At 63.6% G+C, this 15,394-nt stretch carries 12 protein-coding genes; 7 read left to right on the top strand and 5 right to left on the bottom strand.

The window, feature by feature from the left end; translation table 11 throughout:
• The first annotated feature begins 38 nt into the window (after nt 1–38).
• From IPV69_RS01675 to IPV69_RS01655, 5 genes are all read left to right on the top strand, one after another.
• The gene (locus IPV69_RS01675; RefSeq protein ID WP_206293178.1) at nt 39–1,496 is read left to right on the top strand and encodes a DUF1501 domain-containing protein; all 1,458 of its coding nucleotides are present in this window, start codon (nt 39–41) and stop codon (nt 1,494–1,496) included.
• A gap of 161 nt (nt 1,497–1,657) precedes the next feature.
• The gene (locus IPV69_RS01670; protein ID WP_206293177.1) at nt 1,658–4,207 is read left to right on the top strand and encodes a c-type cytochrome; all 2,550 of its coding nucleotides are present in this window, start codon (nt 1,658–1,660) and stop codon (nt 4,205–4,207) included.
• Nucleotides 4,208–4,564: 357 nt separating this feature from the next.
• On the top strand, nt 4,565–5,317 hold the full coding sequence (locus IPV69_RS01665) for a hypothetical protein (RefSeq protein ID WP_206293176.1): 753 nt from the start codon (nt 4,565–4,567) through the stop codon (nt 5,315–5,317).
• 104 nt (nt 5,318–5,421) lie between these two features.
• Complete coding sequence (locus tag IPV69_RS01660; RefSeq protein ID WP_206293175.1) at nt 5,422–5,652, top strand: hypothetical protein; 231 nt, start codon at nt 5,422–5,424, stop codon at nt 5,650–5,652.
• A gap of 4 nt (nt 5,653–5,656) precedes the next feature.
• Nucleotides 5,657–6,262 carry a hypothetical protein gene (locus IPV69_RS01655; protein ID WP_206293174.1) on the top strand — a complete coding sequence of 202 codons (606 nt, stop codon included), beginning with the start codon at nt 5,657–5,659 and terminating at the stop codon, nt 6,260–6,262.
• A 155-nt stretch (nt 6,263–6,417) separates the two neighbouring features.
• On the opposite strand, the gene IPV69_RS01650 is transcribed toward IPV69_RS01655, so the two are convergent.
• Entirely contained in the window at nt 6,418–8,715 is a 2,298-nt protein-coding gene (locus IPV69_RS01650; protein ID WP_206293173.1) for a peroxidase family protein, read from the bottom strand.
• A 120-nt stretch (nt 8,716–8,835) separates the two neighbouring features.
• Nucleotides 8,836–8,976: a hypothetical protein gene (locus tag IPV69_RS01645; RefSeq protein WP_206293172.1), complete on the bottom strand. Its 141-nt coding sequence runs from the start codon at nt 8,974–8,976 to the stop codon at nt 8,836–8,838.
• Between the two features lie 221 nt (nt 8,977–9,197).
• On the opposite strand from IPV69_RS01645, the gene IPV69_RS01640 reads away from it, so the two are divergent.
• A complete protein-coding gene (locus IPV69_RS01640; protein ID WP_206293171.1) occupies nt 9,198–9,854 on the top strand; it encodes a sigma-70 family RNA polymerase sigma factor in 657 nt (218 codons plus the stop codon).
• Between the two features lie 84 nt (nt 9,855–9,938).
• Entirely contained in the window at nt 9,939–12,356 is a 2,418-nt protein-coding gene (locus IPV69_RS01635) for a serine/threonine-protein kinase (protein WP_206293170.1), read from the top strand.
• Between the two features lie 145 nt (nt 12,357–12,501).
• On the opposite strand, the gene IPV69_RS01630 is transcribed toward IPV69_RS01635, so the two are convergent.
• The 3 genes from IPV69_RS01630 to fliM form a co-directional block, all read right to left on the bottom strand.
• Nucleotides 12,502–13,071, bottom strand: coding sequence for a DUF2617 family protein (locus IPV69_RS01630; protein ID WP_206293169.1), 570 nt, complete (start codon nt 13,069–13,071; stop codon nt 12,502–12,504).
• A 270-nt stretch (nt 13,072–13,341) separates the two neighbouring features.
• Nucleotides 13,342–14,019 (bottom strand): CPBP family glutamic-type intramembrane protease, encoded by a 678-nt coding sequence (locus tag IPV69_RS01625; protein WP_206293168.1) that lies wholly within the window; start codon nt 14,017–14,019, stop codon nt 13,342–13,344.
• 143 nt (nt 14,020–14,162) lie between these two features.
• Nucleotides 14,163–15,227 carry a flagellar motor switch protein FliM gene (gene fliM / locus IPV69_RS01620; protein WP_206293167.1) on the bottom strand — a complete coding sequence of 355 codons (1,065 nt, stop codon included), beginning with the start codon at nt 15,225–15,227 and terminating at the stop codon, nt 14,163–14,165.
• Nucleotides 15,228–15,394: the final 167 nt, after the last annotated feature.

Raw genomic sequence — 15,394 nt, 5'->3', positions numbered from 1 at the left:
CGGCGGGCAATGCCCGCCCTGCGACGAAACGAGTAGTTATGTCATTCGATATCGACATCCCCACCGAGATCCATCGCCGCACATTCCTCCGCCGATCCGGGCTGGGTCTGGGTGCGGTCGCGCTGAGCGGGCTTCTGAACCCCGACCTCGTCCGCGCCATGACCGCCCCGCCGCTGCCCGGCGCTCAGAGCGGCAAGTGGCCTGGCGTCATTCGCACGGCGCACTTTCCAGTCAAGGCCAAGCGTGTCATTCACCTGTGCATGGCCGGCGGGCCGTCGCACCTGGAGAGCTTCGACTACAAGCCGAAGCTTGCCGAGCTAAACGGCAAGCCGATGCCCGAGAGCTTCACCAAGGGGCAACAACTGGCGCAGTTGCAGAACACCCCGCTGATCGCCCGTGGCCCCTTCTGTAAGTTCGATAAACACGGCAAGAGCGGACAGGAGATCTCTTCGCTATTCCCCAACATCGCCGGGATCGCCGACGAGATTGCCATCGTCCGCTCGATGGTGACCGAACAGATCAACCATGACCCGGCCCAGGCGTTCATGAACTCGGGCTCCATCCTGAAGGGCCGGCCGAGCATGGGCTCCTGGCTGCTCTACGGGCTGGGCTCTGAGACCGAAAGCCTGCCGGGCTTCGTCGTGCTCATGTCGCAGACCAAGGGCGGCGGCATTCAGCCGGTTTCGGCGCGGCAATGGTCGGCGGGTTTCCTCCCGAGCCGCTTCCAGGGGATTCAGTTTCAGTCCCGCGGCGACCTGGTCCATTACGTCGGCAATCCGCCGGGCGTGCCGGCCAGCGCTCAGAAAGCAATGGTTGACGAGATCAGAAAGCTCAACGGCATGCTCGCCGAGGAACGCTACGACCCCGAGATCCAGACCCGCATCAGCCAGTATGAGATGGCGTTCAAGATGCAGACGTCGATTCCCGAGTTGACCGACTTCGCGAACGAACCCAAGCACGTCCTTGATCAATACGGCGTCAAGCAAGCCGGCGACGGCACGTTTGCCAGCAACTGCCTGCTCGCCCGGCGGCTGGCCGAGCGGGGCGTGCGGTTCATCCAACTTTACCACCGCGGCTGGGATCACCACGGCAACCTCGAACGAGACATGCCCATCTCCGCGAAAGAGACCGATCAGGCCTGTGCCGCCCTGGTACAGGACCTCAAGCAGCGCGGCATGCTCGACGACACCCTCGTGATCTGGGGCGGCGAGTTCGGTCGCACGCCGATGGGTCAGGGCACCGGCCGAGACCACCACATCCTGGCGTACTCCATGTGGATGGCCGGCGGCGGCATCAAAGGTGGCGTGACCCACGGCGCGACCGATGACCTCGGCTATCGATCGGTCGATAACGTGGTCCATCTGCGCGACCTGCACGCAACCATGCTCCAGCTCTGCGGGATCGATCACACCCAGTTCTCGGTCAAGTTCCAGGGGCTGGATGCCAAGCTGACCGGTGTCGAACCGGCCAAGGCGATCCAGCCGATCCTGGCTTGAAGCTTAGCGGTCGCACCGAAGGCGCACTTCTTCTGTTCCTTCAAGGTGCACCTGCGGTGCGACCGCTAATCAGACACACCTGGCCGCGGGATTCAACCTCTCGCGGCCCCCGTGGTATCTCCTACAACTCTGGTATTCATACTCTCAACCGAAGCAGGACTATGCGCTCAAAACTTGCCGCGTTCGCTCTCCTCGGATCGCTCTTCGCCCCCGCCGCCGCGCGGGCAGACGTGGACGATCTGGCCACCCTCCCCGGCTTCAAGATCGATCTTGTTCTGAAGGCCGACAAAGAAAAGCACGGCTCCTGGATTTCGCTCGGCAAGGACGGCAAAGGCCGTTTGCTGCTCGGCGGCCAGCGGAACCAGCCCCTCACCCGCCTGACGCTGGACGACACGGGCAAGGTCACCAAAGAGGAAGTGCTCAAGCTCCCGGTATCGGAAATCATGGGCGTCCTCTGGGCGTTTGACAGCCTTTACGTCAACGGCTCCGACGGCAAGAAGTTCTGCCTGTTCCGCCTGAAGGACAAGGAAGACGACGGCAACTTCGAATCAGTCGAGATGCTGCGCGAATGGCAAGGCGGCGCCGGCGAACACGGCGCGCACGGCATTGTGCTCGGCAAGGACGACCACCTGTACGTCGTCGCCGGCAACTTCGTCAACGTGCCGACCGATGTCGAACCCACGTCTCCCCATCGCAACTACGCCGACGACACCGTGCTGCCAAGGTCGGAAGACGGCAACGGCTTCGGTGCCGGTCGCAAGCCGCCAGGCGGATATGTCGTCCGATTGGACAAAGACGGGAAGGACGCCCAGCTTTACGCGTCCGGCCAGCGTAACTGCTACGACATCGCAATGAGCCCGGACGGCGAAATCTTCGGCTATGACAGCGACATGGAATGGGACTGGGGTACGCCCTGGTACCGGCCGACGCGCGTATTCCATGCCGTCAGCGGCGCCGACCACGGCTTCCGCGAAGGCACCGCCAAGTGGCCGGAGTACTACCCCGACAGCCTTCCGGCGACCCTGAACATTGGCATCGGCTGCCCCACCGGCGTCGAGTTCGGCACGGGTGCAAAGTTCCCGGCGAAGTATCAGAAAGCGCTGTACATCCTCGACTGGACCTACGGCCGCGTGATGGCCGTCCATCTGACATCTGCCGGCGCGGGCTATACGGGATCGTTCGAAAACTTCGTCGCCCCCAAGGGCCTGATCGAGAAGTCCGGCAAGAAGACGCCGAACAATGTGACCGACATCGTCGTGGGTACCGACGGAGCGATTTACTTCACCACCGGCGGCCGCAACACCCAGGGCAACCTGTACCGCGTCAGCTACACCGGCAAGGAAGCGACGGCCGCCGTCGCGGCCGACACCGCTGGTGCCGAGGCCCGGGCCGCCCGCAAGGGCCTCGAACAGTTCCACACCAAGGCTGAACCCAAGGCGATCGACGCGGCATGGGCCCATCTCGGTTCCGCCGACCGTTACCTGCGCTACGCCGCAAGGATCGCGATTGAACGGCAGCCGCTGGGCGACTGGAAAGAGAAGGCATTGGGTGAAACAAACCCACAGGCTTCGCTAACCGCGCTGCTGGCAGTGGCACGCCTGGGCGGTCGTGGCGACCAGCCGGCGATTTTCGCGAACCTTGCCAAGCTCTCGGCGGCAAGCTTGAGCGACGCTCAGAAGCTTGAACGCATCCGCGTACTGCAGGTGAGTGTTGCCCGACAGGGCAAGCCGGCCCCCGCCGTCGCCGCGCCGCTCGTTGCCGAGCTGTCGGCAAGCTACCCAGCGGCGAAGTGGGAGATGAACCGCGAGCTGTCGCAGACGCTGATCGCACTGGAAGCGCCCGATGCCGTCGCCAAGACCATACAACTGCTGGGCGAGGCCAAGACCCAGGAGGAACAGGTCGCCTACACGCTGGCTTTGAAGGCCGCCAATGTCGGCTGGACGCCGGCCTTGCGGAAACAGTACCTGAGCTGGTGGACGATCGACCGCAGCAAGCTCGGCCATCCCGATTACGTGATGCGCTGGTTCGATGAAGCCGGCCGCGCGTATGGCGACGGTTCCAGCTTCGCACGGTTCCTGGGCAACCTGCACAAGGAAGTGACGTCGGCCCTCCCGCCCGAGCAGGCCAAGGAGTTTGCCGAAGTCATCGCCGCCTACACGCCGCCCGGCGCGAAGCAGCCAAAGAACCAGCCCAAGCCGCGCACGCTGGTGAAGCAGTACGAGATGAAGGACCTGGAGTCGTCGATCGCCAGCGCGAGCAAGGGCCGGAACTTCAATCGTGGCAAGCAGGCGTTTATCGACGCCCAGTGCCTGGCGTGCCACAAGTTTGGCAATGAGGGCGGCGCCGCCGGCCCGGACATCACTGCCGTCAGCAGCCGATTCCAGCGCCGCGACATCCTGGAAAGCATTGTGCTGCCGTCGAAGGTGATCTCCGAGCAGTATCAGAACATGGACGTACGGCTGAAAGACGGCGACGTGGTCTGGGGCCGCATCGTCGAAGACACCGCCGACAAGCTCGTCGTCGTGCCCGATCCGTTGAAGCCCGACACCAAGGTGACGGTGAAGAAATCAGACGTGAAGTCCGTCGGCCCGAGCAAGCTCTCGCCGATGCCCGAAGGACTGATCAATGTCCTCACGAAGGACGAGATTCTCGACATGCTGGCGTACGTCGAGTCCGGCGGGAACAAGGCGCACCCGGCGTTCTCGAAGTAGCTGCTTGGTGCCACGGGTCGCCGGTACTCCGGAGACCCATGCGCACGCGCATATCCCAGCACGGGTCTCGGAGTACCGCGACCCGTGGCACCGAGAACTCATCGAGCTCAGGCGCAGACAGGAATCAGCCGCATTTACAAGGGCTTCCCACCGGGGAAGCCCTTGTCGCATTCACCGGTGTCGCGCACAATTTGAGCCTTCGACCGCGCCTGCTGGTGAACCACCGAACCAGCCGCCCGATCCCAACGTTCTAGGATACGGGACTGAATCGCTCGACTTTATCGGGCGTGGATGCCGATAGAGACTTTCAGGGCTTTGGCGAACGGATCGCCAGGCGGGCCGCGGGAGACGCTTCGAATGACGCAACCCTACTCAACATTCTGCGACGACTTCTACGTCAACATGCGCCTCGGGTCGCAACTGGCCCTGCCGCACACGCGGGAAACCGTTCTGCATTTCTTCGAGCGCCTCGGCAAGGCCTTCCCGGGGATGACGCGCTTCCGCAAGAGCGGCGAGCCGAACGAGTTCAGCCTTGAAGAAGACCGTACCGCCCCGAGCTACCGCTGGACGAGCCTCGAACAGAAGCGGCTCACCAGCGGCCATGTGAACCCTGCCAGCCTCGACGAAGCTCTGAAACTGCATTCGCTTGTGCTGGACATGGCCCCGCATCACCTGGGCATCAGCCCCATTGAAATCGACTACCTCGACGTCCTGTTCGGCTTCGACCTGTCGTTCAGTGGGAATCACGACGAGATCGTCGCCGAGAGCCTGTTCCCCGAAAGCCCGCTCACCTGCCTCAGCGAAGAGACGGGCGCCAAGGCCGTCGACTTCCAGCCGTCGGTCACCGTCGCGCTAAGCGACGACTGCCGGTTGCAGGCCCGAATCGATGTCGTCACACGGACCAACAGCTACCAGGTTCGCACCGGCGACTACTCCGACGACGCGATCAGTGTCTACCTCATCGTCCGCCGCTACTGGGGCGATCGCCCGAAGGAATCGCTGGAAGCGATGTTCGCGAAGCTCACCGAGAAGGCTGACGAGCTCTGCACGACGCACGTCGCCCAGAAGATTCTCAAGCCGATCAGCGCCGCGATCGCGTCGCGATCGTGACAAACAGTGCCGAGGTAAAAGTGCCGAGTGCCGAGTAGTTTCGAACAGGCTACTCGGCACTCTGCACTTTCATCCCCGCCGTTTTTGCCGACAATTCTTCCCCGATGCCTGATGTTCCCCAAAACACGGGCGAGATTCTGCCCGCCGCGTGTGAGCACGCCGCCAGGGTGGTTGCTCATCTGGCGGCGCTCGGTGACGATTTGAAGTCGGCGGCCGTTCGTCGTGAGACGGCCGAATATGGCCAGGGAATCGAGCGGATCGAAGCTGCGGTTGACGCGCTGAATGAGTTAATGCGGTCGATCGATGGGTCAGACGCCCCGGAACCAGGAGTTTAACGACATGTCGTCATCGGAGTCTTCCGCCACGCCCCGCCGGGAGTACGCACCAGGCGAAGAGATCGTCGCTTACGCCGGCTCCTGGTACCGCAAAGCGCGGTACATCATGGCATTGATCGTGTTCGGTTGTGCGGCGTGGTTCGGGTACGACGGCTGGGTCGGGTATCCCAAGATCAACGCCGACTTCGATGCCGCCGTCGCCCGGGGCGAGAAGCCGGCAAAGCCCAGGCTCCCCGATCTCGACATCCGGCTTCAAAAGGTGCTCGCAGTCTCGCTGCCGGGTCTGGGCATCGCGATCATCGTGTGGCTTCGGTACAACTCGCGCGGGTGCTATCGGCTCAAGGACGACGTCCTGTATGTGCCCGGCCATCCGCCGGTGCCGCTGGACGCCATCCGGCAGATCGACAAGTCCAAGTGGGACAAGAAGGGGATCGCCTACCTCGACTACGAACTTGATTCGCAGCCGAACGCGCCGGCGGTCAAGGGCAGCATCAAGCTCGACGACTTCGTCTACGACCAGAACCCGACCGATGCGATCATGGCGGCGATCGAAGAGAAGGTCGCTCCGGAGGAATCCGAGATCGAGGCGACCGCGTCGGACGAAGCGTGACCATCAAACCTGCCGGGTGTCTTTCCGGATTGGATTGAATTGCCCTTTCAGTGCACCCGCCGAACAGCGAACAAGAACGCCCACGGACAGCAGTCCGTGGGCGTCTTCGTCAGCAACACCGCTACATTCCAAACTTGCCAGCTCAGCCATCGAGCTTAGCGCACCGGTCGCGGCGGACGCTGCGGACTTCTTCCATCCGTGCCGAGCGCATCGCTCATCGGCGGCGGGAGCGAATCTCCCATTGGAGGCGGCGGCATCCCGGCCGGGGGCTCTTTCGGGGGCGTCTGGCCCTGTGGAGGCGGTAACGTCGCCTCGCCCATCGGCGGCGGTCCGACCGGCGGCCGAGCCGACTCGCGCTCTGGCGGGGCCGACTCGTTCGATGCCGCAGCCGGTGGAATCTCGGTCACAGCGCCAGTCGGCGGCTCCGCCGCCTGCAGCGGTGCCGGTACCAGACGGGGCGGAACCATGGGCGGCTGCTGCGGCACGGTCGGTGGAACCGTCGTTGGGGGTGGAATCTGGATCGGGGGCGGCACCTGTGCCGGCGGCAACACGGGAGGCGTCACGCCTGCCTGCCTCGCCGCCACGTCCACCCGCCCGATATCGCCGCCGCGGGTCACCATGATCGGCGCGGGCGCAACTGTCTCGTACGACCAGCCGGTCACGTTCTGAAGCTGAATGGTATAGCTTCCCAGTGCGACATCCCCGAAATGGTAGCGCCCGCTGGCATCCGTCTCGACCGTTTGCACCGTCGCGCCGTCGGCATCGACAAGGCTGACTTCTCGACCGGCGACGCCTCGCTCGCCGCGACCGGGCCGGTGGTCTGCGTTGACGTCTTCCCAGACACGCCCGCTGATCGACGCCTCGAACACGAATACGTTCGGCTGGATGTTCTGCACGCCGCTGTTACGACGGATCACATCCGCGAGCGTCGTCCGGCTGATCTTGTCGGCATCGGCGCGGCTCATCACGTTCTGGTACCAGAAGCGGTCGCCATCGCGCAGACGGGTGAACTGGTCTACCAGGATCCGCTGGAACGTCTGCCCGAGGTTGCTGCCCGGCACATGGTTCTCCGCCAGCCCGCCGACCCACAGGTCGATGCTGTCCACCGATCCGTAGAGGCTCTGCAGGGCGTTCTGCACGTCCACGTCGGAGGTGATCTGGGCAAAGCTCGTCACCTTGGGCAGTCCGAGTGCGGCACGGGTTGAGTTGTAGTCCGACAGCCCGTGGTCCCGGCCGCGCTGAATGTTGAGCGACACCAGGTCAAATCCGCCGGACCCCGGCTGACCGAAGAGGAAGTTGCGAAGCCCGTCGACAACCTTGGTATCGATCTCTTCCGAATTGCTGCTCGCCAGGTACTTCAGGATCGGATCGACACCCGTCTCCTGCACGATAGACGGGTTGAAGAACGCATTGGCCAACGCGATCGGGTCACGCACTTCATTGCCGTTGTTGTCGAGGAACTCGACATCGTCAGGCAGCATGCTGTGGCCGAGCCGGAACGCGGCGGTGGAGAACTCGTTGCTGATGCCGGGATTCACCTTCGGCTTGTAGCCCGTGTATGCCTTGATCGCGTTCTTCCCGAGCAGCGCGGGCAGATACTCGTTGTAGGTGATGGCCTGAATCTCGGCGATGACGGTTCGCCGGGCCTTCTGGTAGATCTGCTCGTCCGACAGCGAAGGGTTCTTCGCCGCGATCGATGTGGCGATGCGGTTGTGCTCGCGAACCCAGAGGGTCTGTAGCGACGTCAGTTCCACATTTTCGTTGGCACGCACGTCGCCGGCGACGAAGGATGCACTCGCCGGTCCGCCGAGTGTGGCGTTTTCCAACCCCATGGTGTTGAACGGAAGGAGATCTCCGGCACTGGTCTTCATCAGACCGCCGGTGCCGGTCCGCAGCGCGGCAGCGCGGACGGCGTCCGATCCGTAGACCATAGAGCCGTCCATGAACGCGGTGATGTCGTTCACCTGCTGGCGCGGAGACGTCACGCCGGTGCCGGCGGCGTACTTGCTGCGGGTCAGGCCGATGGTCTTGTTACCCGTACCGGCCGGATCGAAATAGGTGTCGCCGGTCGGCACCGCAACGTCGAACGCCTCCGACGGCGTCGCAGAGTTGGTCAGGTCCAGGTCGTGATCGATGAACTGTCCCCAGAGATAGGCGTACGCGGAAAGGTGATTGGAACTGGGAATCTCTTCGGCGCCATGAGCGGCGATCGCGTTGCTCACGGCGCGGGCCGACGGCCGGGATGCGCCCGACGGCGTCGCGATCCCATCCGCGTACGCAGACGGCGCAAGCCGCAGCAGCGACTGGCCGGTGCTCCCCCACAAGGCATTGGCCAGGTTGTTTCCGGTGCCGTCGATCGACTGGACGGCGGCGGACATCAACTGGCGGGACTCGAGCGTCTCAAAAATGGACGTCGAACGAACGGCACGAACGAGCGGGTTAAGCTTCTCCACGGTAGTTCCTCCAAACAAGGTGGGAGACCCATGCGGCAAATGCCACATGACGTCGTCGGGCGGACCGGACGGAAGAATCGGCGGGCGGCCTATGGACAGAGCCGCGGGCGGGTGAAACGATCAGGCTGTGCAGCGGAAGAGGGCGTGAAGAAATGATTGCGCGGCGATCGGATCGGGACCGGCCAGCACGTGGCTGGCAAGTTCCGGTCCGACAGCCAGACCGACTTCCGCAGGCAAGAGGTGAGGGGTGGCGCGATTCATTCCGAAACCTCCGGAATCGCGGGGCAGCCGCGGACCCAGGCACAATGTCGGGCCTCGCGTCTTATCGCCTTTCCGAAATTGGCGACTGAATGTTTAAACGCCCGCCATTGTGCGCGGTACACTGTCTCCGAAAAGAAATCCCGCCGGTTTGGAAGTTCGCTTCTTTCGCGCGCAACGGCAACGAGCAAGTTCACCCGCCGCACGTTACCTTGTGATCATCGATGTCTGAATCCGAAGCACCGCCCAAATCCGTCCCCGACGAACTCCTGCCCCTGCTCCAGCGGCTTGGCGGCGGCGACCGCTCGGCCCTGGCCGGCCTCTTCTCGCACTATCAGGCGCAGCTGCGGCGGATGGTCGATCTGCGGCTCGACGCGAGGCTCACCGGCCGTGTCGGCGCATCGGACGTGCTGCAGGAAGCCTACATCGATGCGCTGCTGCGATTCCCGCACTTCTTCGAGAAGCCGGGGATGTCGTTCTATGTCTGGCTTCGAATGGTCGTTAACCAGAGCCTCGTCGGTGTGCACCGCAAGCATCTGGGGGCGAAGATGCGATCGGCCGGCGCGGAGGTCGCCATCGACGCACAGCCGCTCAGCGGCGTCATGCCCGGCTCGCTGGCGCGCGAACTGGTCGCCCGGCTTGATACGCCCAGCCAGACGTTGCGGCAGGCGGAAATGGTCGAGCAGGTGGAGGCGGCGATTCAATCCCTCTCTCCGCTTGACCGGGAAATCCTCACGCTCCGGCATTTCGAAGAACTCGACAACAATCAGGTCGCCGAACTGCTCGGCCTTCAGAAAGCCGCCGCGAGCAACCGCTACGTGCGTGCATTGGAACGGCTCCGCGAGGCCCTGGCGAAATTGCCGGGGTTCTTTGAGGCTTAGAAACAAGAACCGGTATCCGCGGTCATTCCAAGCTGCCGCGTGATGACTCGGGATGACCGTTTCGGTTTCATTGTGGGCAAGACCATGACCGACGAACTTTCAGAGCCCGAGCGTCATCCCGTCGACCTCATCGCCGAGGAGTTCGCCGCCCGCTACCGCCGTGGCGAGCGGCCCGCCATCAGTGAGTACACCGACCGACACCCCGAACTCACCGAGCAGATTCGCAACGCCCTCCAGTCGGTCGCGATGATGGAGCGGATGAATGTCGCCCGGCGGTCACAATCCGGGCTCGCTATAACTCCGACCCTCGAACGGGTCGGCGACTTCCGAATCGTGCGTGAATTGGGCCGCGGCGGCATGGGCGTCGTCTTTGAAGCAGTGCAGGAATCCCTCGGGCGACGCGTCGCGATCAAGATTCTCTCGGCGTCGGCCGTGCTCGACCCCACCCGCCTGGCACGCTTCGAACAAGAGGCCCGCGCCGCCGCCCGACTGCATCACACCAACATCGTGCCGATCTTCGGCGTCGGCCAGCAGGGGGACATCCACTACTACGTCATGCAGTGCATCGACGGACAGGGGCTCGGCCAGGTCACGCGATCGCTCGCATCGGCGGCCAGCGCGACGCGGGACCGCGGCCGAGCGCGTAAGAGTTCGGGACCCAAACCCGGACATCCCGCAGAACCCCAGACGCCCGCAGTCCAGTCGCTGTCGCAGCGGACCCCGACGGAGCATTACAAATGGGTCGCCGACATCGGCGCGCAAGTCGCTGACGCCCTCCAATACGCACACGATCGCGGCGTCCTGCACCGGGATGTGAAGCCGGCGAATCTCATCCTGGATGACGCCGGCATCGTCTGGGTCGCGGACTTCGGGCTTGCGAAGGTTGGCAACGATTCCAATGTCACGCGGACCGGCGACATCATCGGTACGCTCCAGTACATGGCCCCCGAGGCGATCGACAAGAAGGTGGACGCCCGGTCCGACATCTATGGCCTCGGCCTCACGCTCTACGAGCTGCTCACGCTGCAGCCGCCGTACCGGGATACCGGCCCGGCCGAGCTGATCCGCCTGATTTCCACTGCCAGTCCGGCGTCGCCTCGGTCGATTAATCCGGCCATTCCGCGCGACCTTGAAACCATCGTTCTCAAGGCGATCGCACGGGAGCCGTCGCACCGCTACCCCACCGCCGTCGCGATGGAGCGCGATCTCAGGGCGTTCATCGCCGGGCGTTCGATCAGCGCCCGCCGGGTGTCGCCTTGGGAGCGAGCATGGCGATGGAGCCGTCGTAATCGCGCGGTCGCCGCCCTGCTCGTGGCGACGACGTTATCGATCCTGACGGCACTGGTCGTCGGCTGGATCGGCTACAAGCAGACGAGCGTCGCCCTGAAAGCCGAATCCATCCGTCGGGGCGAAGCCGAAACGGCAAGAAAGATTTCGGACGACAACGTCCGGCTGTGCCTCGACGCGCTGTCCGACTTGTTCGGCCAGCTCAGCGCCAGTCAGCAGCTCGAGCTTCCGATGGGCGGCGGTCCGCCCGGCGAACGCCGCGAACCGCCCCTGGACCGGCGCGAGCCGCCCGGCGGCAGGCCGGACCATCTGCCGGCCAAGGACATGCGTGCCCTCGTGAACGCCGGCGTACTCGAAGGTGTGCTGCGATTCTACGATCGCTTCTCGGAGCGGAATCTCACTGACCCGTCGCTCGAGGTCGAAGCCGCCTGGGGCTATCACCGCGTCGCCGACGTCTATCGCCTGATGTCGGAGACGGAGTCGGCGGATCGCTCGTACGGACTAGCCGCCGAGCGGTTTGAGCGCGCGCTGGCCGGCCCGTCTTCGGACGACGCCTTGAGGGCCAGTGCGACGGCTGGCCTGCTGGAATCGATCGGTTCGATCTCAGCGATCCCCGGGGATCCTGAAGGCCGCGCTGTCGCACTGAAGCAGATCGCGTACGCGATGAACCAGTACGTCGAACGGGAAGGGGTCGATCAACGTGCCGGTATGCCGATGGCGGCGTGCCACTACCGGACCGGACGATTGCTGGAGGCCTCCAATGACGCCGCGGGGGCACTTGCGGCGTACAACGCATCGATGATGCTCCTGGAGCGCAGGGGCGAGGTCGGTCCGCCCCGCGGGCCCAACGGTGATGGCGGTCGGGCTGGGCCTCCTGTGGTGACCCTCGGTGATCCGGCGTCGCGGGCGGCCGCGGTACTGCTGGCTCAGGGCCGGACCGACGAAGCCAGGGCACTGCTGGTCCGCGTGATCAATCAAATAGAGCGGGCCGAATCGGAAAGCCGGGGTCCTCCGCGACATCGGGAGTCGCCGGCGATCCTGTATGAGTTGCTGGTGGAGGTGGAGACGAAGCTGGGTGATACCGCCGCCGCCGATAAAGCCCGGCGGCAGGCGGCGCGATTGCGTGAGCGGAATGATCGTCCGCCGGGCGATCGACCGCCCGACGGGCGACCCCGTGAAGCCGGTCCGCGCGGCGGCCCGCCGCCGTTCCGGTAAGCAGGTGGCACCGCCCCAGACGCAAGCCCGCAGGAAACTCGGCGTCAAAACAAAGACGCCCGCGGACGGACATCCGGGGCGTCTGGGTGGTCTGTGATTAAGGTCCGGCAGGCTCCATTGCGCCCTAGGCCAGGCGCGGCGACGATCAGTTCTGTCGCGGCTCTTTGGCGACTTCGAAGATGGCCTGCGTCTTGATGACCAGCTGGTTGTCGTCAAACAGGTGGAAGCTCTGGACGAGCAGTTCGTGGCTGCGGCATTCGATATCGAGAACGCTGAGGTAACCGCCGGCGTCGCCGGTGAACTGTCCTTCGGCGCTCATCAGCTCACGCTTGGCCGCGTAAGTGCTGATTTCATGGCGTGTTGCGTCGTACAGCGTCTGGGTCAGCTGCTCTTCCTGGGTGCTGATCATGTAGCGCACATTAGGACCGATCGTTGTCTCGTGGTAGCGTTCACCACGACACTGAAGCGCCTGGATCAGGTTGCGATCGGGAAGCTGTTCGTTGCCCGTGACGATGACTTCGACGAGTGAGGTCTTGCCGGCGACAAACGTAACGACATGGCCACCTTCAACGAGCCAGATGTCGGCTTCGTAAGCGCGACGCACGACCTGCTCGCTCCCGAGGATCTTGAAGAGCTCCGGGTGGAGGGCGCGCTGGTACAGGTGAAGGCTCAGGCCTCCGGAACGACGTTGTTTGGTTCTGTTATTGGTCGACATAGCGTCCATGCTCTTTCTTAGGAGAATTTCAATCTCCAAATAGAGAGGCTGGTGGAAGTTACTACCACCGGGACCTCTTAGACATCGGAAAAAACGGTGGGCTGCAAGTTAAGGCCGGAATGGCCGACTTGTGCGTTCCCGCCGGTAAAGATCCAGCTTCCCTGCCAGCTTTACCGCCTGCAGCCGAAGGTTGTCCGCACCTCGCGAACAACGAATGGAGGCATTATAGAGGTCACACTCCTCTTGGGTAGGAAATAATTCATCTTTGGTTCATGCCTGCGACAGAATTCCCACCACAAAAATGTCGTAAGCCATGTGACAAATTGCAGTTACACCAAATCCACGCAGCAGAAATAGTGCCCCAAAGTAGACACCGGCCCCTGTTCGAAAAAGGCACGTCCGCAGCCGGAAGTCCTCAGCAGGACTCAGGTAATGATACAGTGCAAAGAGCACCCCACTGACGACTACAGCCGTCACCACCGCAGCCCCCGTTCGTACGCCGACGAGGTCCTTCAGGATCAGCAGTAGGATCGACGCGAGCATCAGCCGGAACACCATTTCCTCGTAAATCCCAGCGCCAACGCAAAGAATCGCCCATTCCCCGCCAATTCCCCCGCCCCCCAGCGTCACGAATCTTGCCATTACCCAGCCGAAGATCAGCAGCGGGACAGCCCAGGCGATCCCCTCGATGCCCATCGCAAACGGAACGGCCGGATGAAAGCGCCACCGATCGTTGCGAAGGACATGCGCCCCCAGCAGCATCGCGGTCAGCGCGAACGCCGGCAGGTGCCGCCCGACAACGCCCAGCAATCGGAACAAATCCTCGATCAGCAGGAAAGCCGTGATGTGAGGCACCGATCGAACCGCCCCCACAGGCCCCGACGCGATCAGTCCCGCTGCGTAAAGTTCGTACACGATGACGAACGGCAGCAGGACCAGCAGGCTCATGCCCGGGCGTTCAGACGCTTCGAGATAGGTCGATGTCACCTCGCGTGGCCGACCGTTCGAGCGCCTCGGCCGCCGCGCACTTCTTGTACGACCGGTGCCTTCGGAGGGACGCCTTGCGCCGGCGGCCCGGCTGGCAGACCGGCTCATGACCCTGGTGTCCCGCTGGCGCTGCCAGCCGCCGCGCTCAGCGCCTCGGCCCGCAGGCCTTCGGTGGCGTCCTGACACAGCCGGGTGATCTGCACGGCCTTGCTTCCCCGCAGCCGGCCCACCTGCCCCAGGAACTTGTTACGACCCTCGACCTGAATCAGGATTTCCTTTTCGATCGGCTTCTCGGTGGTGATGACGTCGCCCACCTGCAGCGACATGAGCTCATTGAGCGTCATCGTCGTGGCCGCGAGGAATGCCCTCAATTCGATCGGCGCGTTGCTGACGTTGCGCGTGAGCTTTCGCAGGTGCTCGTCCTGGCTTCCCTTACGCTGATAGCTGAACCAGTTCTGCTGATTCAGCAGCCCGATGACCGGCTCAATCACGTTGTACGGAATGCACAGGCTCATCGTGCCGGCGCGGTTGCCCATCTTGAGTTCGAAGCTGACGACCACGACCGTTTCGTTCGGGGGGACGATCAGCACCAGTTGCGGGTTGCTCTCGAAATCGCTGACGCTGAACGTGACCGGCGTCAGGTTCGTCCAGGCCTCCGAGAGGTGCTGCATCGCGCGGTCGGTGATCCGCTGCACCAGCCGCTGCTCGATTTGCGTCAGGGGCCGCTGCGGGATGAACAGGTCGGCGTTGCTCCCGCCCAGCAGTCGGTCGATGATCGGATAGATGATCAGCGGCGAAATTTCCAGACACATCTGCCCGTCGAGCTGCTCGGCCTTGACCAGATTGAAGCACGTAGGATTGGGCAGCGAATGGATAAACTCGGAGTACGTGAGCTGCTCGATGTGGGCGACGGAAACTTCCACGATCGTGCGGAGGTAGCCGGACAGCGCGGCTCCAAAATTTCGGCCGAAACCCTCGTGCAGCGCCTCGAGCGCCCGCATCTGATCTTTGCTGACGCGTTCGGGACGTTTGAAATCGTAAACGTGAACTTCGACCGAGGACGTGCCGCCGGAAGAGAAGACCTGCGGAGGCGGGCCGTTGGAGGCCTGGGAGGTATCGACAGCGGCAAGAAGCGCGTCGACTTCGGACTGGTCAAGTACGTCAGCCATCGCGTGCGGCCTCCTTGCCGCAGGTGGCAGCTCAGGGCTGCCGACCGAATCGACTCGCGTAGCACAGGCTTCCAGCCCGGGCACCAGCGCGGACCCCGATCCACGAAGTCATTATCGGACAGCCGCGTCGGAAATCTAGAGGAACGGCCGGACCCGACGGATTTGCC

The organism is Humisphaera borealis (assembly GCF_015169395.1).
Classification (GTDB): domain Bacteria; phylum Planctomycetota; class Phycisphaerae; order Tepidisphaerales; family Tepidisphaeraceae; genus Humisphaera; species Humisphaera borealis.
This window is presented reverse-complemented; position numbering and strand designations above follow the sequence as displayed.